The 20,071-nt window shown below is 50.3% G+C and carries 15 protein-coding genes; 13 read left to right on the plus strand and 2 right to left on the minus strand.

Going from position 1 to position 20,071, the window contains the following annotated elements; all coding sequences use genetic code 11:
* Nucleotides 1–131 precede the first annotated feature (131 nt).
* From IOQ59_RS08605 to IOQ59_RS08640, 8 genes are all read left to right on the plus strand, one after another.
* Entirely contained in the window at nt 132–425 is a 294-nt protein-coding gene (locus tag IOQ59_RS08605) for a co-chaperone GroES (protein WP_193952874.1), read from the plus strand.
* A 60-nt stretch (nt 426–485) separates the two neighbouring features.
* Nucleotides 486–2,135, plus strand: a complete 1,650-nt coding sequence (gene groL, locus IOQ59_RS08610) for a chaperonin GroEL (protein ID WP_228050789.1) — start codon at nt 486–488, stop codon at nt 2,133–2,135.
* A 141-nt stretch (nt 2,136–2,276) separates the two neighbouring features.
* Nucleotides 2,277–3,251, plus strand: a complete 975-nt coding sequence (locus tag IOQ59_RS08615) for a hypothetical protein (RefSeq protein WP_193952875.1) — start codon at nt 2,277–2,279, stop codon at nt 3,249–3,251.
* A gap of 19 nt (nt 3,252–3,270) precedes the next feature.
* Complete coding sequence (locus tag IOQ59_RS08620) at nt 3,271–3,888, plus strand: glutathione S-transferase family protein (RefSeq protein ID WP_193952876.1); 618 nt, start codon at nt 3,271–3,273, stop codon at nt 3,886–3,888.
* A gap of 108 nt (nt 3,889–3,996) precedes the next feature.
* Entirely contained in the window at nt 3,997–4,566 is a 570-nt protein-coding gene (thpR, locus tag IOQ59_RS08625) for an RNA 2',3'-cyclic phosphodiesterase (protein WP_193952877.1), read from the plus strand.
* Nucleotides 4,567–4,625: 59 nt separating this feature from the next.
* Complete coding sequence (gene trhP / locus IOQ59_RS08630) at nt 4,626–6,002, plus strand: prephenate-dependent tRNA uridine(34) hydroxylase TrhP (RefSeq protein WP_193952878.1); 1,377 nt, start codon at nt 4,626–4,628, stop codon at nt 6,000–6,002.
* A gap of 13 nt (nt 6,003–6,015) precedes the next feature.
* A complete protein-coding gene (locus IOQ59_RS08635; protein ID WP_193952879.1) occupies nt 6,016–6,876 on the plus strand; it encodes a prenyltransferase in 861 nt (286 codons plus the stop codon).
* A 221-nt stretch (nt 6,877–7,097) separates the two neighbouring features.
* Nucleotides 7,098–8,606 carry a fumarate hydratase gene (locus tag IOQ59_RS08640; RefSeq protein ID WP_193952880.1) on the plus strand — a complete coding sequence of 503 codons (1,509 nt, stop codon included), beginning with the start codon at nt 7,098–7,100 and terminating at the stop codon, nt 8,604–8,606.
* Between the two features lie 48 nt (nt 8,607–8,654).
* Here IOQ59_RS08640 and IOQ59_RS08645 read toward each other — a convergent pair whose 3' ends face one another.
* A complete protein-coding gene (locus IOQ59_RS08645; RefSeq protein ID WP_193952997.1) occupies nt 8,655–9,986 on the minus strand; it encodes an IS4 family transposase in 1,332 nt (443 codons plus the stop codon).
* 142 nt (nt 9,987–10,128) lie between these two features.
* On the minus strand, nt 10,129–10,923 hold the full coding sequence (locus tag IOQ59_RS08650; RefSeq protein ID WP_193952881.1) for a substrate-binding periplasmic protein: 795 nt from the start codon (nt 10,921–10,923) through the stop codon (nt 10,129–10,131).
* A 281-nt stretch (nt 10,924–11,204) separates the two neighbouring features.
* On the opposite strand from IOQ59_RS08650, the gene IOQ59_RS08655 reads away from it, so the two are divergent.
* The 5 genes from IOQ59_RS08655 to IOQ59_RS08675 all read left to right on the plus strand — a co-directional run bounded on the left by IOQ59_RS08655 (nt 11,205) and on the right by IOQ59_RS08675 (nt 20,028).
* On the plus strand, nt 11,205–14,615 hold the full coding sequence (locus tag IOQ59_RS08655; RefSeq protein WP_193952882.1) for a bifunctional diguanylate cyclase/phosphodiesterase: 3,411 nt from the start codon (nt 11,205–11,207) through the stop codon (nt 14,613–14,615).
* A 154-nt stretch (nt 14,616–14,769) separates the two neighbouring features.
* Nucleotides 14,770–16,158, plus strand: a complete 1,389-nt coding sequence (locus IOQ59_RS08660; RefSeq protein ID WP_193952883.1) for an MFS transporter — start codon at nt 14,770–14,772, stop codon at nt 16,156–16,158.
* A gap of 76 nt (nt 16,159–16,234) precedes the next feature.
* Nucleotides 16,235–17,575, plus strand: a complete 1,341-nt coding sequence (locus IOQ59_RS08665) for a PAS domain-containing sensor histidine kinase (RefSeq protein WP_193952884.1) — start codon at nt 16,235–16,237, stop codon at nt 17,573–17,575.
* Nucleotides 17,568–18,563 (plus strand): NADH-quinone oxidoreductase subunit B family protein, encoded by a 996-nt coding sequence (locus IOQ59_RS21600; protein WP_371871843.1) that lies wholly within the window; start codon nt 17,568–17,570, stop codon nt 18,561–18,563. The genes IOQ59_RS08665 and IOQ59_RS21600 overlap by 8 nt, the downstream gene beginning before the upstream one ends.
* 13 nt (nt 18,564–18,576) lie before the next feature.
* Nucleotides 18,577–20,028 carry a nickel-dependent hydrogenase large subunit gene (locus tag IOQ59_RS08675; RefSeq protein ID WP_193952885.1) on the plus strand — a complete coding sequence of 484 codons (1,452 nt, stop codon included), beginning with the start codon at nt 18,577–18,579 and terminating at the stop codon, nt 20,026–20,028.
* Nucleotides 20,029–20,071: the final 43 nt, after the last annotated feature.

The raw sequence follows: 20,071 nt of genomic DNA on the forward strand, positions 1-20,071 counted from the left end.
TATGGGTTGGGTGTTGAAATCAATTTTACCGACCCCATCTAGGAAACAACCGCCTAAGGATGGTGGAACCATCCGGGCTTAAAACAAATAACATATTGTTTTTCGATCAGTTAGATCAGGAGAATGAACAGATGAAAATTCGTCCACTTCACGACCGTGTTGTTATTCGTCGTAACGAGGAAGAAGCTACCACTGCTGGTGGTATCGTACTGCCAGGCGCTGCTGCAGAAAAACCTAATCAGGGTGAAGTAGTTGCAGTTGGCGAAGGCCGTGTTCTTAACAGCGGTGACGTTCAGCCACTGACTGTTAAAGTGGGTGATACAGTTTTGTTTGGTGGTTACGCAGGCTCCAACACCGTTAAAGTTGGTGGCGAAGAACTGCTGATCATGACCGAAGGCGAAATTTACGGCGTACTGGAAGACTAATAGTCTCCAGGTTACCTATCGTTTTTTTAAGAATTTATCGATTACGGGATTATTTGAATCATGGCTAAAGACGTACGTTTTGGTGATGACGCTCGTCAGCGCATGCTGGCTGGTGTAAACATTCTGGCAGACGCTGTAAAAACCACTCTGGGCCCTAAGGGTCGTAACGTTGTACTGGACAAAGCGTTCGGTGCACCTACCGTGACTAAAGACGGTGTATCTGTTGCTAAAGAGATCGAGCTGGAAGACAAGTTCGAGAACATGGGCGCACAGATGGTTAAAGAAGTGGCGTCTCAGGCAAACGATGTAGCGGGTGACGGTACGACTACTGCAACTGTACTGGCTCAAGCTATCGTTAACGAAGGTTTGAAGTCTGTTGCTGCTGGCATGAACCCAATGGATCTGAAGCGTGGCATCGACAAAGCATCTGCTGCTGTTGTTGAGCAGCTGCAGGCGATGGCTGTGCCATGTGCTGATTCCAAAGCGATCGCACAGGTAGGTACTATCTCTGCAAATGCTGACTCTCAGGTTGGTGAGATCATCGCTGAAGCGATGGCGAAAGTCGGTAAAGAAGGTGTTATCACTGTAGAAGAAGGTTCCGGCCTGGAAAACGAACTGGATGTTGTAGAAGGCATGCAGTTTGACCGCGGTTACCTGTCTCCTTACTTCATCAACAACCAGGACAACATGAGCGCTGAAGTTGAGCAGCCATTCATCCTGTTGGTTGATAAAAAGATCTCCAACATCCGTGATCTGCTACCGGTACTGGAGCAGGTTGCTAAGTCTTCCCGTCCACTGCTGATTATCGCAGAAGACGTTGAAGGCGAAGCGCTGGCAACTCTGGTTGTGAACAACATGCGCGGTATCGTAAAAGTTGCTGCTGTTAAAGCACCAGGTTTTGGTGATCGTCGTAAAGCTATGCTGGAAGACATCGCGATCCTGACCGGCGGTACTGTGATCTCTGAAGAAGTAGGTCTGAGCCTGGAAGGTGCGACTCTGGAGCAGCTGGGTCAGGCGAAACGTGTTTCTATCACTAAAGAAAACACCACTATCGTTGACGGTGTTGGCGCTGCAGATACTATCGAAGCACGCGTTAACCAGATCCGTGCGCAGATGGAAGAGACTTCTTCTGATTACGACCGTGAAAAACTGCAGGAGCGCGTAGCGAAACTGGCAGGCGGTGTTGCAGTAATCAAAGTAGGCGCTGCGACTGAAGTTGAAATGAAAGAGAAGAAGGCACGCGTTGAAGACGCGCTGCACGCGACTCGTGCTGCTGTTGAAGAAGGCGTAGTACCTGGCGGTGGTGTTGCACTGATTCGTGCGCTGGATGCTGTTGCTGAGCTGGAAGGTGATAACCACGATCAGCGTGTTGGTATCGAGCTGGCGTTCCGTGCATTGGAAGCGCCACTGCGTCAGATCGTTGGCAACTGTGGTGAAGAAGGTTCTGTTATCGTATCCAACATCCGTGAAAAGGGTGAAGGTAACTACGGTTACAACGCTGCTTCCGGTGAGTACGGCGATATGATCGAAATGGGTATCCTTGACCCAGCTAAAGTAACCCGTTCTGCGCTGCAGGCAGCTGCATCTGTTGCTGGTCTGATGATCACAACTGAAGCGATGGTTGCTGATAAGCCTGCTGAAGGTGGCGCACCTGCGATGCCTGATATGGGTGGCATGGGTGGCATGGGTGGTATGGGCGGCATGATGTAATCACTAGCCCCTAGTGAACCCTGATAAAAGCCCCGCAATTGCGGGGCTTTTTGCGTTATGAGCCTCGCTGTAATCTTTTGTCTGAAGGGTAAAACTGCTAGTGTGGTTGGGTTAATTGGATTGAGATTTTGGTGACAGCGCATGAGTCGAGATGACTTTGATATTCCAGACCTGGGACCGGCGGAGCCGGATCGGGTTACACCTTCCCGAAGCAGTGCCGGAGCGGCTACTGCGTCTGAAATTCAGCATCCTCCTGTAAAGCGCAGTGGCGGATGGTTTCAGTCTTTTTTGTTGATTTTATTGGTCGCTGCCTGCTCCGGATTGGGGTACTGGGGGCTGACCATGTATGAACAGCTGCAGGCCGAGAGAGCGTCGGTAGCAGAGTTGCAAGCGCAGATGAAAGAGATGAGAGGGCTGTTGAATCTGGCGGAAACCAGTGCCCAAAAATCGGGAGATACGTTGCTGGATCAGGTTACCAGCATGAGCAAAGCTGCGCAGGATAAGTACAAGCATTTTGATTCTGAGATCGCGAAGCTATGGGCGATTACCTATCAGAAAAACAAACCTGAGCTGGAAAAGCAGGCGAAACAGATTGCAGGTCAAAATAGTCAGCTCAACTCTCTGGATAAACAACTAAAATCCCAGGGTGCTCAGCTGAAAGCGCAAGCAGAGAAAATTAGTGAAGAGACAAAGGCGATTGCCGCCCAGACGAAAGCGCTGAATGCCGTTAAACAATCATTAGCCGTGCAGCAGAAAAAGATCACTGCGATGTCCGCTGAAGTGAATAAAAGCAAGTCTTCAGTCAAAGACCTGGTTTCCGCTGACCTGAAAAAGGTGCGCTCTGAAGTGGTAGCGGCGCAAACGGCGATGCGTCTCAGTGAAGAAGTAATGACAGAAGAGCAGGCAGTATTAACTGCTTCTCTCCGCAAACTGACAGATCGCACTGCGGCACTGGAAAATGGGCAGCGCAAAAACGGTTTGGAACGGCGCGTGAAGAATAATGAAGATGCGGTGCGTGCTTATGATGCGACACGTCGTGAGCTGAATCGGAACTTGCTGCAGATTAAGAAGAAAATTAACGAGTTACAGCTGGCTGTAGAAAAGCAGGTTAAGTAATCCCTGAGGGCGATGGCAGATGATTAAAGTTTATGGTGGTGTATTTTCCCGTGGCAGCATGGTGATGTGCGCACTGGAAACATTGGGTGTCGAATATGAAATGGTATCAATGTCGGCCCGTGATCCGAATACACAGACCGCCGAATACCGTGCGCTGAATCCTACGGGTAAACTGCCGACCATTGTTGATGGTGATCTGGTACTGTTCGAGACGCAGGCGATCTTGTTTTATCTGGCACAGAAGTACGGTAACAATCTGTTGTGGGCCGATACAGCGGAAGAGGTGGCCGACATCTATCGTTGGTCACTGTATGTGAGCAATCAGATGGAAGTGCCCTCGCTGAACTTGCTGTTACAGATGAAGTACAGCCCGGATGGCCAAGGTGATCCGGCTAAGATCTCGGAAGCGAATGCTGAATTGGACCGTTTTCTGCCAATACTGGAGCAGCGCCTGGAAGGTCGTGAGTTTGTTGCCTGTGATAAGCGTACAGTCGCGGATATTCACGGTGCCAGCGTATTAGCATGGGCCAAACTGTCTGGATTTGATTACGATCGTTATCCAAACGTACATGCCTGGATCAAGCGTCAGTTGAAGTCTGAGGCTGCGCAACGGGTAATGGCAAAAGCAAAAGGGTGATTCGGGTGCTGAGGGGGATGATTACCCCCTTAGCTAACGCGGATTTGATCATGGCCTGTATAACAGGCAGAATAAGCGGTTTCCTCTGAATATACTTTGAACACATCCATGAAAATTCGTGCGTTCTTTGCACTGACCCTACCTGATTCCGTCGTGCGCTGGTTAGCTGACCACGCAGATACTCTCTGTGAATACGATAAGCAGGTCGAAGTAGAATGGGTTGATTCAGAGACCTACCACCTGACATTGTGTTTCCTGGGCGATATTAGTCTGGAGCAGGTGGATCAGGTAGAAGCTCTGGCACGTGAGCGGCTGAAGGATAGCACCTCATTTCAGGTGCATATCAATGCAACTGACTATTACCGTGTCAGTAAGAAGTTGGCGCTGGTTGCTGCGCTACCCAATGCCAACGAAGAGATTATGCATCTGCACGATCTGATGGGGCAGGTTGCTACCGAGGCAGGCATTCCGCAGGAAGACAAAGGTTTTAGCTTTAGGCCACATGTCACGCTGGGACGCTTGCCAGGTAAGAAAAATGGATTTAAGCCGCCAGAAGCGTGGCCAGAGGTTGATCTGATCAGTTTGGCTGATTCGGTTGTCCTCTTTCAGAGTAAACCGGGGGAGCGTGGTTCGATTTATACACCGCTGTTCGAAATCCCCCTGCAAGATTTGGCTTAAGCGCTTTATTCAAGCGACCCCTTAAGTTTCCCAGACATCCCAAATTAGATACTAAATTTATGCGTGCTCCTGAACTTCTGTCCCCTGCCGGGACGCTGAAAAATATGAAATATGCGTTCGCCTACGGGGCGGATGCGGTCTACGCAGGTCAGCCTCGTTATAGTCTGCGAGTGCGTGAAAATGACTTCAATATGGATAACCTCCAGACCGGGATCGATCTGGCGCACAGTCTGGAGAAGAAGTTCCTCGTCGCAAGTAACATCATGCCTCACAACGGCAAGCTGAAAACCTATCTGGATGATATGCGTCCGGTGGTTGAGATGGGACCTGATGCACTGATTATGTCTGATCCCGGCCTGATTATGATGGTGAAGGATACCTTCCCAGATATGCCGATCCATCTGTCTGTCCAGTCCAATACAATGAACTGGGCAACCGTGAAGTTCTGGGAGCGGATGGGTATTGAGCGTGTCATTCTGTCCCGCGAGTTGTCACTGGACGAAGTGGCAGAGATCCGTCAAATCTGTCCGGACATGGAGCTGGAGGTGTTTGTACACGGCTCTCTGTGTATCGCTTATTCAGGTCGTTGTCTGTTGTCGGGTTATATCAATCACCGTGATCCGAACCAGGGTACCTGTACCAATTCGTGTCGCTGGAAGTATGACGCCCATGAAGCCAAGCAGGATGAAACGGGCGATCTGATTCCTCTCGCTCAGGACGGTCAGGAGCAGGCAGCAGAGGCTGCGCAGCAGTTTGATCCGACGACTGATCTGGGGCTGGGTGGTCATACTGATACGCCGTACTTGCTACAAGAACGTTCACGTCCGGGTGAATATATGCCTGCTTATGAAGATGAGCACGGTACTTATATCATGAACTCCAAAGACCTGCGTGCGATCCAGCATGTACATCGTTTGGCGGAGATCGGTGTTGACTGTCTGAAGATCGAGGGACGGACGAAGTCTTATTACTATGTCGCCCGTACTGCTCAGGCGTACCGTAAAGCGATTGATGATGCCGTTGCCGGACGTCCGTTCGACATGGGTCTGATGGATGAACTGGAAAATCTGGCGCACCGTGGTTACACCGAAGGTTTCTACCGTCGTCATGTTCACGATGAGTATCAGAACTACGAAACCGGTAACTCTATCGGTTATCACCAGCAGTTTGTGGGTGAAATTCTGGGCCGCGAAGGTGACATGTTGAAAGTGGACGTGAAAAACCGCTTCCAGAAAGGTGATACGCTGGAGCTGATGACGCCGCAGGGTAATCGCAAGTTTGTGCTGGAAACGATGCACAACAAAAAAGGTCAGGATGTCGATGTTGCACCGGGTTCCGGTCACGTGGTCAGCATCCCGATGGGCGGTGATTTTGATCCTGAGCATGCACTGCTGATGCGTGATCTGCGCGACGTTGAAACAACCCGCAAGAAATAAATATCGCGCGCCCATGGACCTGAGTAAATACAGTTTCCGGCGCGCACTGCGTCCCTTCTCTTTTACCGTTGCACTGGTGGTCTGCCTGACAGGTATCGCGAGTGCAACGGTGTCTAGTGCCTTCAGCAGTCTCTCTGCCGCGCTGGTTTTAGCCGGTGGTTTACTGCTACAGGCGGGTGTTAATCTGATTAACGATTACGCCGATCGTCATCAGCTTGAAACCAACATTACGAATGCTGCTCATCTGCGTGCGATGATCCGAATCGAGCAGAACTTCCGCATTGGCCTCACATGTTTTCTCTTGGCATCTGTTATCGCGCTATATCTGGTGACCCAGGTGGGTCTTGGGTTGCTCTGGCTCGCGCTATTGGGGATTATCGGAGCGTTGGGGTATACCTTGGAGCCGATGAACTATAAACGCCGGGGATTGGGCGTGGTGCTGGTGTTCTGGTTTATGGGCGTATTGATGGTCAGTGGCAGTTACTTTGCGGTGACCGGTGATCTGTCTGCGATGGTGGTGTGGCAATCGGTGCCGGTCAGTCTGCTGACATCACTGTTGCTGCTTTCCAACGAGTTGCGGGACTATGAAGCGGACCGGAGGGATAATATCGCGACGCTCAGTGTGCGAATTGGTTATGCCCGCGCCTCGGGTCTCTATCTCATTATGGTTATCTCGACCTATCTTTCAGCGATGACGCTGTGGTGGAGCGGGGCGCTGCAGTCGCTCTGGCCGCTGTTGCCGAGCTTGTTATGTGCACTCCCTCCTTACCGCCTGCTTCAGGCGGATGAAGCTCAGCGTAAGGCGTTGACCCCGTTGACCGGGCGTCTGTTTCTGGTCTTCGGATTGGGTTACTGTCTGGCGCTATTTCTCTGAGCCGATCACTCTTCCGCGCTGCAGTAATTAAGACTAATGCCGAGCACCGAATCACTTTCTAATTAGTGTATAATCTCGCCACAACTAATAAGCGGTCCTGTGGTTGTTGTCTGTCAATGCGGTCTGAAAATACTGTATTAATAGGCACTTCCTATCTGCCCCATGAGTGATGGGAGCAAGCCGTTACCCTAATGACAAAGAGCCAATTGGAGTGTCGCCGAATGAGTGTTATTCGCCAAGACGACTTCATCAGCAGTGTTGCTGATGCCTTGCAGTTTATCTCCTACTATCACCCGATCGATTTCGTTCAGGGCGTTCACGAAGCGTATCAGAAAGAGCAGAACCCAGCGGCGAAAGACGCGATGGCTCAGATTCTGATCAACTCCCGTATGTGTGCGGAAGGTCAGCGCCCAATCTGTCAGGATACCGGTATCGTTACCGTCTTCCTGAAAGTGGGCATGAACGTGACCTGGGACGCGAAAATGAGCGTGACCGACATGGTGAACGAAGGTGTTCGTCGTGCATATACTCATCCTGACAATGTTCTGCGTGCGTCCATTCTGGCTGATCCTGCCGGTAAGCGTCAGAACACTAAAGACAACACGCCAGCGGTTATCCACTACGAAATCGTAGAGGGTGACGAGGTGGAAGTTCACGTTGCAGCGAAAGGCGGCGGTTCCGAGAACAAATCCAAAATGGTGATGCTGAACCCATCCGACAGCATTGTTGACTGGGTTGTTAAGACTGTGCCAACCATGGGTGCAGGCTGGTGTCCGCCGGGTATGCTGGGTCTGGGTATCGGAGGTACCGCAGAGAAAGCTGCCGTACTGGCGAAAGAATCTCTGATGGATCCGATCGATATCCACGAACTGCGTGAACGTGGTCCTCAGAACCGCGTTGAAGAACTGCGTCTGGAGATTATGGATGCGGTCAACAACCTGGGTATCGGTGCGCAGGGTCTGGGTGGTCTGACAACCGTTCTGGATGTGAAGATCATGGATTATCCAACTCATGCGGCGTCTCTGCCGGTGTGCATGATCCCTAACTGTGCTGCGACACGTCACACCCATTTCACACTGAACGGTAACGGCCCTGCCGTGCTGACGCCTCCATCTCTGGATGAGTGGCCGGAAGTGACCTTCGAAGTAGGTGAAAGCACCCGCCGCGTTGATCTGAACACCGTAACACCTGAAGATGTTAAATCCTGGAAGCCTGGTGAAACAGTTCTGCTGAACGGTAAGATGCTGACCGGTCGTGATGCAGCTCACAAACGTATGGTTGAGATGCTGAACAACGGTGAAGAGCTGCCGGTTGATCTGAAAGGTCGCTTCATCTACTACGTGGGCCCAGTAGACCCAGTGGGTGATGAAGTCGTAGGTCCTGCTGGTCCTACAACGGCTACCCGTATGGATAAGTTCACCCGTCAGGTTATCGAAAGCACAGGTCTGCTGGGCATGATCGGTAAATCTGAGCGTGGTCCGGTCGCGATTGATGCAATCAAAGATAACCAGTCGGTTTACTTGATGGCTGTCGGTGGCGCTGCCTATCTGGTCTCTAAAGCGATCACCAACGCAGAAGTGCTGGCCTTCCCGGAAATGGGTATGGAAGCGATCTACGAGTTTGACGTGAAAGATATGCCAGTGACAGTGGCAGTGGATGTGAACGGTGAATCCGTACACAACACGGGGCCTGCTAAATGGAAGAAAATTATCGCTGAAGAGATCGCATAAGCGTCTTCTTCTTAGATAGTAAAAAGCCCCGCAATGCGGCAATGCTGTTCACTTTAGGGGAGCCGCTTTGCGATCCACTGGATAACGGGTTTTTGATATCTTCACCGTCCGAGGCGTTGTTCGCCTCGGACGCCTCTCTAAAAACAGACCACCAATGCCTGATCTCAACTCCGATAGCCTTCGTCCTGTGCCGGATACCGGGTTAGCTGCAGCCATCACTATCAGTTGAACTGCAATGTATTGGCATACAGATTTAAATCTTATTTCGGATGGCCTTCTATCAAAGGCGATTGCTGCCAGAGAGGCCTCTCTTCTGATTACGTTATACGTCAGTAAAAGGCCCCAAACTTCTTGATAGATCAACTCGACTTTCTTGCTGCGCAACGTGATTGCATTGTGTTGCATTGAGCTCTTAATATCGCGAAAACCAAGCTCTATCTCCCATCGTTCTTGATATAACCCCGCAATAGCTTTTGCGCTATACGTTTCTACCGGCAAGGATGTGAAGACAGTTTTCATGCCATCTTTGACTTTATAGCTGACTTCCCGTACCTCCCAATATTCGGGTAACTCCGGGTTTTTCTTTCGAGCCTGGGGTGAGACTTTCATCTTTACCAGCCGATCATTTTTTCCGTACCTTTGCAGCTCTTCTCGCACAAGGTTTTTGCGTTCAGGGATGAGCCAGTGACGGTTTTTACCTTGTCGTGATACGTTGAGCAGTAAATTAGCCCCCCAAAAGCCTTTATCAAATAAGGTAACGGAGTTATCAGGTATTTGATGTAAAAACGCGTCAGCGAGTCGCATTTCGCTACGGCGGTAGGGGCTAATCTGGGCATCAACAACAATATGCGATCTCACATTCATGAGGGCCACGAGCCGCATCATTGGAAAAGGTGTTTGGCGTTTTGTTGATGTATTTCCCGAACCGAAGTGCTCACGTAATTCAGGCGTATCCGGGGTTCTGAATAATGCCCCGTCTACAGCAAAGACCTGTAGCCCTTGCCACTCATCACCCGTATATCGTTCACGCCCCCATTGGTGGCCGGTCTGGCAAAATAGCCACTCTATGGGCTGCGAGCCGAGTCTTTTACGGGCCTCGGTCACACCGCTTTTAGCAAGCAAGCTATCTGATGCCAGGCCTTGCGCACAGATATTCAAGCGCCGAGCAACCTCATGAACGGGCTCATCGCGGAAAATTGCCATACCCAGTACGAGCCACAACACTTGATCTGAAGGCAGGCGTCTACGTCGAATAGTTGCTTTATCAGATAGGGTTAAAGCCGATTCAACCCATTCAATTGGAATATTATGAGTAAATGTACTCAAATCTGAGAAATTGAAAAGCTCACCAAGGTCGAGAAGGGATTGTTGAAAAGGCATAAAAAAATCCGATGCTGAGAACAACATCGGATTTTCTACTAAGCCTGCTTTTACCTCAAATGCTTAAGTGAACAGCATTGCCGCAATGCGGGGCTTTTTTGTGGCGGGCTGTTAGATCTGCGCGCGAACCTGTGCGAGAGAATTACTTCGCAACGATCGGTGACAACCCGTTTTTCTCTGCATATTCCTGAAGCTTTCCGTTTGCTTTCATGGCTGCGACAAAGCGGTTTACTTCCGATAACCATACATCGTCATTTTTAGGTACGGCATAGGCATACGGTGTTGGCGCCAGTGGTGTTTCAGGAATAAGCAGCTGAGCCCAGCGAGTGAGTGCTGCCATGCGTTTACCGTAAGGGTAATCCGTCATAAAGACGTCGGCGCGACCGCTTTGTACTTCCTGTTCACGTGCTTTGAAACTATCCACGACGCTTAGCTCCGCCTGCTGGAGATAGTCGCGCATCACCGGTTCCATATACGTACCTTTCTGCACCACGATGATGTTCCCTGGCTGATCAATGTCATCCCAGGTTTTGATGTGTGAGTTAGATTTCATGCTGATCGCGTAGATTCCGCTGGCCAGGTGCGGTTCGGAGAAATCCATATGAGGTTTTCGGCTGTCGCGCACACCGACACCGTGCATCGCAATATCACAAGCATCGTTGCTCATGTTTTTCACCAAGGCACCAAACGAGCTTTCGACAAAAGTGAGTTTTACATCGAGTTGTTCTGCGAACGCTTTAGCCATATCGATATCGATCCCTTCCAATGACATCGTACGAGGATTGCGGTAGCTGATGGCAAAGTAATCGGGCCATATACAGACTTTTAGCTCGCCGCGGGTTTTTATCTGATCAAGTCGGGAGTCTGCATACAACGGTTGTCCAAGCAGGCTGAAGGTGAGGGCTAAATAAATTAATCGTTGTACAACATATTTCATGGCGGCGTCCTGACTCAACGATGGGGAGGTTGATGACCATTACTATCATGAAGCTTTTGTAGTGAGCTACTGTGAGTGGGTGAAAAACCGCGATATTGTGTACTAACTTGAGTTGGGCCAAGGTTTTATTGGGTTGGTTTGGCAGATAACGGCTTTTGACTTCGCAATCTGTGAAGAGTTTTTAAGTGCGTAACGCCGTTGTCTCAGTATAATCCGTCAGGTTGGTTGTGGTTTATTGCAGATATTCCGGACTGACGCACTTTCTCTATTGAGCTGTATTGATGATGCAAAGCCCTCGTGACCTGAATATAGGTATCAGTAAAAAGCCCTTTATTGCCTGGGTCGGGGTTATTGCGCTTGCCGTCATGTTGCTGTTTACGGCGGTGCTGTGGTTTAGTTTCAATCAGGCGGTGCAGTCACGCAATGCAACGGCTGATCTTTATAGCCGGATGGTTGAGGGATCGATTACCCGCACGATCGAATCGATGGAGGTCAGTCTGATCTCCATTGTGAATGAAATATCCAACACCAATAATCATACCGATACGCAAAGCCATGTGGAGCATCGGGTTAAGCAGATACTCGGTTTTGCGCCTCATATCCGTCAACTTACTGTGGTGAAAGGTGATGATGTCTGGATTGATTCTGCTGGCCGTACATCGGGACAACTGAATTTATCGCTGATCGGGTTTGATTATCAGCAGCACAATGAGTTTGCGTCGGGGTTAAAAATTGGTAAACCGCTGCATGGGCGTTTTTTGCCTATACTGGGTAAACCTGAACCCGGACGTAACCGCAGGCTGATCCCTTTTGGTCTGGATTATACCGAACCTCAGACCGGAGACCGCTATCAAGTTATAGCGGCATTTAATCCGGGCTATCTGCAGCACTATATATCTGAACTGCAACTCGCCATGAGTGACAACGTATATCTGGTGAACTTTGTTGCCGATGCCTTGCTGGTTCACGGTGAATACTCTCCCCATAAGAAGACAGTTACATCGTTACTCAGTCAGTTAGTCCTTGAAGGTCAGGATGAACGCTCGAAGTTGGTTCAGGAGGGCTATCTGCCACAGAGTTACACCGCTGTAAGATTGTCTGAAAAGTACCCTCTCGCTATTTCCGTGAATATAGATCATTACAGTACCTTCAGAATCTGGCGGCAGGATAACTCCGCGTTGTTCTGGGGGCTTTTGCTGGCTGGGCTGGTGATTCTCACTTCTGCGGTTATGCTGATCTATAGCTACCGTAAATCCCTGACAATGAGAGAGCAGCTACATTTGTTATCTGCGGCGATTCAGCAATCATCGATTGCCACCGTGATTACGAATGAAAACCGGGAAATCCAGTACGTAAATAAGGCGTTCACAGATCTGTTCGGATACCAGATGGCTGAGTTGCTGGGTAAAACACCGGTCGTTCTGCAGTCTGAGCATACTGATCAATCAGTGTATGAGGCACTGGATGAAAAGTTGAAGGATGCTGAGCCGTGGCAGGGTGAATTCGTCAATCAAGACAAAAATGGCAATCTGATTACGGTGGAATCCAATATCTTCCCCGTACAGCATCTGCACGGACAAGATACGCACTTCATATGTATGCTCAGTGATATCCGTGAGCGTAAGGATGCTGAAGAGCACATCCGTTTGCTCTCGCGGGTGGTGGAGCACAGTCCAACGATTGTGGTAATCACCGATCCAGATGGAAATATAGAATATGTTAATCCCATGTTTGAAGAGGTCACGGGATACAGTCTGGATGAAGTATTGGGGCAGAATCCACGTTTGTTGAAGTCTGGTGAAACGGATCAGGATGAGTACGAGCGACTGTGGGAGACTATTTCTTCAGGTGGCGTCTGGGTAGGAGAGCTACACAATAAGCGTAAGGATGACAGCCTCTACTGGGAGCGGGCCAATATCGGCTCCATTAAGGATGATCAGGGTGAGATCGTCCACTATGTGGCGATTAAAGAGATCATTACCCAGCTGAAAGAAGATGAGAAGCAACTGCGTCTGGCGTCGGCGGTCTTTCAGACTGCAGCGGAAGCGATCATGGTGACGGATGCGGATAACCGTATACAGATGGTGAATCCGTCCTTCAGCCAGATTACCGGTTTTAATGAAGAAGATGTGTTGGGGCAAGATCCCGGCATTCTTAAATCGGGTAGACATGGCAACCATTACTATCAAGAGATTTGTAATGCGCTGACGCAACGAGGCTTCTGGGAAGGTGAAATCTGGAATAAGCGTAAAAATGGAGAGGTGTATCCAAAATGGCTGACCATTTCTACGATGCGCGATGCTCAGGGAGATGTAGAGGGGTATGTTTCTCTGTTTAACGATATTACTCAGCGTAAGAAAAACGAAGAGTTGATCCTGCAGCAAGCTAATTTTGATGCATTAACCGGTTTACCCAATCGTAATTTGTTTGCAGATCGCCTGTCACAGGCGTTATCGCGCGCCAATCGTATTAACGCCCAGGGAGCGTTGCTATTTGTAGACCTGGACCGCTTTAAACTGGTCAACGATACCCTTGGTCACTCGGCAGGTGACAAATTACTGAAGGAAACATCTGAACGACTCAAAGTGTGTTTGCGGAGCAGTGATACTGCTGCACGTTTAGGGGGGGATGAGTTTGCAGTCATTCTTCCTGATATCACGGATCCGTATGTGGTGAAGAGTGTTGCTCACAAAATACTGGAGAGCCTGTCGCAACCCTACCTGATTGATAGTCACGAGGCGTTTGTCTCTGGCAGTATCGGGATCACGATCTACCCGGATGATGGCCTGGAGGCTGAACATTTGGTGCGTAATGCTGACAGTGCGATGTATAAAGCGAAAGAGCACGGACGTAATACCTATCAGTTCTATACGGCCGAGATGAACGATGCCGCCTTGCGTAAACGTGAGTTGGAAAACTCGCTTCATCAGGCGCTACGAGAGCAGGAATTTACGCTGCATTATCAACCGATCTGGAATATCCACACGGGTGCGTTGGAAGCGGTTGAAGCACTCATTCGATGGCAGCATCCGGTGCATGGTCTAATTTCACCATCTGATTTTATCCCGGTTGCAGAAGAGGTTGGTTTAATCAGCAAGATTGGCGCTTGGGTGATGGAGGAAGCATGCTGGTTCGGAGCCTCGTTGCATCAGTATTGTGATACGCCTCCAAAGATCAGTGTGAACGTTTCCAGTCGACAGATTCAGCGCCTGGATGTGGCAGAACTTGCAGAGTCTGTATTACAGATGACAGGGATGAGCGGTGAGCGGCTGATTGTAGAGATTACAGAAAGTATTCTGATCGCGGATGAGCAAAAAACACACCAGCAACTGGAGCGACTGCGTGATATGGGTATTGATATCGCTATCGATGACTTCGGTACAGGTTACTCGTCGCTGAGCTATCTGAAGAAATACCCGATTAGTCGCCTGAAGATTGATCGCTCCTTTGTGAGTGATCTGGCCCAAGATGCGGAAGATCGCGCGTTGGTGAACGGTATTATCTCACTGGCCAGTTCACTGTCATTGAAGGTGATCGCGGAAGGGGTTGAAACCCGGGAGCAGGTTGAGCTGATCCGGGAAATGGGATGCCACTCAATTCAGGGGTTCTACTTTGATCAACCGCTGGAAGGCTCGGCGCTGGTGGCCTTGCTGGAGAAGCAGCCGGTCCCTGATGTGAATCCGGTCAACTGATATTGATGACCTCTCTGCAACAGAGTGTTCGTTAACTTCTTAACCAATCATCTGGTATAGTGGCACTTATCTCGGACAGATCTATCTGCATCCGATGTCTCCTCTCTGCCATCCTTGTATGGCTAGCCGAACAACCCTATTTCAAGACACCTGAATGCCAGAACATTACGCACAAAAGCCGTCCGCCCGTTGGTTGGCGTTAGTTAGCATCTGTATCGCCACTTTTTTGATTCCACAGTCGATGTCAGCCGTGAATATGGCCCTGCCTGCGATAGCGGAAGATCTGCAGGCGGATGCCGTTCTGGTTAGTTGGTTACCAACGGCGAATATCTGGGGCAGTATTATCCTAATGCTTCCGGCCGGGCGGATCGCGGATATGATCGGTCGTAAACAGGTGTACCTAGCAGGTGTATTGTTCTTCTCTCTGTCGTCGTTGATGGCGTTGGTTGTTGAGAGTATTGAGTGGTTGCTGATCGCGCGGGTGCTGCAAGGATTAGCGAGCGCAATGGTATTCGCCACGGGAATGGCGCTGGTGAGTACGATCTTTGACGCCAAGCAGCGCGGGATGGCGCTGGGGCTGGGATCAACATCGGTCTATCTGGGATTAACCTGCGGGCCATTGATTGGCGGTTGGCTTACAGAAGCCCTGGGATGGCGGGCGGTTTTTTGGGCGCCGGTTCCGTTTGCAATGATCGCAATGATACTGGTGGTTGTGAACGTTAAAGGGCAATGTGTCAGTGTCGTCAAAAATAAGCTGGACTGGTTGGGCAGTCTGTTATTTGCATTGTGGACGACGGCGTTTTTCTTTGGTCTGTCGGGGTTGCCCGATCCTCGTTATGTGATAGCCCTGATTGCCGGTTTAGCGCTGCTTTATCTCTTTATCCGTCAACAGAGTGTGGCTGAATATCCGCTGATACGGCTGAGGGCGCTGGCCGATAACAAAGTATTCTCCCGTTCGATTATTGCCAGCTTGTTTATGTACGGTGCGCATTATCCCGTGCTGTTTCTGCTCAGCTTATACCTGCAATACATTCAGGGCATGTCGCCGAGCGAATCCGGTCAGTTAATTCTGGTGCAGGCACTGATCATGGCCTGTTTGGCACCGTTTGCCGGAAAATTGTCAGACATCTATGAGCCAAGGCTGATCGCGACAACCGGCTGTTTGCTGTTCGGTTGCGGTTTCGCGGTGTTGATCGGCCTGGATGCTGAGAGCAGCCTGACCCATGTACTGATTGGTTTGATTTTGTTGGGGAGCGGTTTTGGTTTGTTCTCATCGCCGAATAACAATGCGGCGCTGAGTTCGGTACGGCCTGATAGACTCAGTATTGCATCGGCGTTGCTCAATCTTTCCCGGACGCTGGGTAATATGTTCAGCATGGCAGTGGTGGTGCTGCTAGTTAATTTGATGATGGGTGAAGAAGCCATTACACCCGAGCAGTATCCGGCATTGCTTCAGGTGATTCGGGTGGCATTAGGGCTGGCCTTTATCTATACGCTGGTCGCCGCATTCTCCTCGTACAAGCGGGGCAAAATACGCGGTTGAGCGGTGCATGTACGGCGGCTACCCGTTCGGGCTAATATAGAGACAGTATTAGTTTAATTTGAGTGCTGCTGTATTCATGTCCGGAAAGCAAGATCTTACACCGCCCGCCAATATTGACTCAGAAGATGCCTGGGTCAGTGTCATCCAGAAAATGGATGAAGCCTACGCTGATCTGGTGCATTCACAGGTTGAGGTCGAGGAAAAAAACACGGAACTGGAGGAAGCCCGAAGCTTTCTGCACAGTATCCAGAGTGCCATGAGCGATGTGTTGATTGTGTGTGATCAAAACGGCGTGGTACAGGGGGTGAACCGAGCACTGGAGCAACTGACCGGACGCAGTGAAGAGGAGTTGATGGGTGCTCGTTTCACGGATCTTATTGCCACAAAATATCATTCCAAAATCAGCAGCTTTATGGGGCAGTTGCGTATTCAACCGGTGCGTGATTGCGAAGTGGAACTGATCGGCCGCGATGGTCTTGTCCCGCTCTCTATGAATTGCTCCCCCCGTCATAATCACCGCGGTCGCCTGATCGGCATGGTGATGGTCGGTCGTCCTCTGGGTGAGCTGCAAAAAGCGTACAAAGAACTTAATGCAGCACACGCTGAACTTAAGCTGGCGCAAGAGCGACTGGTGCAATCAGAGAAGATGGCGTCGTTGGGTCGACTGGTCGCCGGCGTTGCACATGAACTCAATAACCCGATCAGCTTTGTCTACGGCAATATGCACGCGCTGCAGCGATACACCGACCGCCTTTGCGCATATTTCGATGCGATCAACGAAGGTAATAGTCGTGAACAGCTGAAAGCGATGCGTGAGAAGTTGCGGCTCGATAAAGCGATCCGTGATCTGAATTCGCTGGTGGAAGGTACGATGGAGGGGGCGGACCGGGTCAAAGAGATTGTTAACGACCTGCGTCAGTTCTCTTCGACACAGGAGTCAGAGAAAGCGGTGTTTGATCTGAGCCATGTGATCAAAACCGCGATGCACTGGATTATAAAAGAGAGTAAAGCGCCGATCGATGTGGTGGAAACCATTCCTACCGATTTGACTGCGTTTGGCCACTCCGGTCAGATCCATCAGGTGGTAGTCAACCTGATCCAAAATGCCGTGGATGCCATGGACGCATCGGATCCAAAACGACTGCTGTTAAGTGCTCAGATTGAGGACCGGAAAGTAATCTTTGAGGTTCGTGATAGCGGGCCCGGGATACCGGATGATTTCCTCTCCCGTCTGTTTGATCCTTTCTTTACCACTAAGCCTGTCGGACAAGGTACAGGGCTGGGATTGTCGATCAGCTACGGTATTGTTTCCGAGCATGGCGGGGAACTGGTGATTCAGAACCATCCTGACGGTGGCGCGTTGGCATCATTAACGTTGCTGACCGAAGAGCGTTGCGAGGAGTCCAATCGTGCCTAATCTTCTATGGTTACAGTCCGGTGGCTGTGGTGGTTGTAGCATGTCATTGTTGAATGCTGAATCGCCAGACCTGATGACCCTGTTGGATGCAGCAGGTATCGAGCTCCTCTGGCATCCTTCACTGAGTGAACAGACCGGCAGTGAAGTGATTGCACTACTCGAAGCAATCATCGACGGAGAGCAGGCGCTGGATCTGTTGTGTATTGAAGGTTCCATGATGATGGGGCCGCACGGTACAGGGCGTTTTCATATGCTAGGAGGCACGGGTAAGCCGATGATCCATTGGGTGCGCGAGCTGGCTGAAAAAGCGAAATACACGTTAGCAGTGGGGTCTTGTGCTGCATACGGAGGCATTACAGCAGCAGGCAGCAACCATACCGATGCGACGGGCCTGCAATATGACGGTGAACTACCTGGCGGGCTGTTGGGTGAGAGTTACCGCTCATCAGAGCACTTTAAGGTTATTAACATCGCTGGCTGTCCGACCCACCCGGATTGGGTTACGGAAACGCTGATCAGTATTGCCTTGGGTGAGCATGGGGAGTCGAACCTTGATAGCTTGGGTCGTCCACGGATGTATGCCGATCAACTTGTTCATCACGGTTGTAGTCGTAATGAATATTATGAGTACAAAGCCAGCGCGACCGCCCCGGGTGAACGCGGTTGTATGATGGAAAATATGGGTTGTCTGGGAACTCAGGCACATGCTGATTGCAATATTCGCGACTGGAACGGTCATGGCTCTTGTACCAGCGGCGGTTATGCGTGTATCAACTGTACCGCACCAGAGTTTGAAGAACCGGGTCACAGCTTTACCAAAACTCCTAAGATTGCAGGTATCCCTGTCGGTCTCCCTACGGACATGCCTAAGGCATGGTTTGTTGCGCTGGCATCCCTGTCAAAAGCCGCGACGCCTGAGCGTTTAAAAGAAAACGCTACATCGGAACAATTGATCTATCCGCCCACCATACATAAACGCAAAGGTTAATCTGAGGACGTTGATGAGTCGTATTTTAGTAGGCCCGTTTAACCGCGTAGAAGGTGATCTGGAAGTCACTTTGGAGACCGACGGAGATCAGGTGCGAAGTGCACGGGTGAATTCTCCATTATATCGAGGGTTTGAACAGATCATGTTGGGCCACAATCCGATGGATGCGCTGGTCTACACACCGAGGATCTGTGGAATCTGTTCGGTAAGTCAGTCCGTCGCGTGTGCGCATGCTTTAGCGGATTTGATGCAGGTAGAGATGCCGGAGAATGGCCTGCATTGTACGAATTTAGTTCTCGCCAATGAGAATATGACGGACCTGCTAACCCACTTCTATCTGTTCTTCATGCCTGACTTTGCCCGTCCGGTATATGCCGGTGAAGATTGGTTTGAAATGATCGAGAAGCGCTTTAAAGCCACGAAAGGGGATGCAACCCGCGTGATGTTGCCCGCGCGGGCAGATTTTCTGCACCTGATGGGGTTGCTGGCCGGAAAGTGGCCACACACACTCAGTTTGCAGCCGGGTGGTACGACCAAACCTGTTGAACCACAAGAACGCATCAAACTTCTGACCATTATTGCGGGATTTCGTCGTTTTCTGGAGACGGAGCTTTTTGGTGATGATTTACAGGTGATTGCTAGCCTGACATCTGTGACTGAGTTAGAGCAATGGCGCCTTCAGAAACCGTGGTATAGCAGTGACTTCCGAGCATTTTTACACCTAAGCGAGCAGCTTAATCTTCAGCGCTTAGGTCGAGCGACAGATCAGTTCCTGAGTTATGGTACTTATCCGCAGTCCAGCGGGAAGGTCTTTAAATCAGGTGTCTATCTGGGAGGTGAGCACTTACCGTTAAGCAGTGTTGCGATCACTGAAGACGTATCACATTCGTGGTTAGAGGGCGGAAGCAAGCCTCGCCACCCTTCCGTTGGTATTACGATTCCGTCGCTTGAAAACGAAGCCGGTTACAGTTGGTGTAAGTCGCCCCGTCTCAATGACCAGGTGGTAGAAGTCGGAGCTTTAGCTCGCCAGGTGATCAATGACCATCCGCTCGCTCATAGTCTGATTCTGGAAAATGGAGGCAATGTCCACAGCCGTATCGTTGCGCGCTTATTGGAGTTGGCCATTGTTGTTCCTAAGATGGAAGCTTGGGCGAAATCGATCGATCCAAAAGCGCCGTTTTGCAATCATGCAGAAATGCCGGATAACGGTTCAGGTACAGGTATGATTGAAGCCGCTCGTGGTGCTTTAGGGCATTGGTTAGAAGTGAAGAAAGGTAAGATTCACCGTTATCAGATTATCGCTCCGACGACCTGGAACTTCTCTCCGCGTGATCAGCAGGAGACGCCGGGTGCATTGGAGCAAGCGCTGGCGGGAACACCGATCAGAAAGGGAGAAACGGAACCCGTCGCAGTACAGCATGTAGTGAGATCGTTTGATCCTTGCATGGCCTGTACGGTGCATTGAAGGCGATTGATATGTGGACGGCCTTCTTCTTTGTTTGAATAGG

It is taken from the genome of Pontibacterium sinense (genome assembly GCF_015209595.1).
Lineage (GTDB): Bacteria > Pseudomonadota > Gammaproteobacteria > Pseudomonadales > Balneatricaceae > Pontibacterium > Pontibacterium sinense.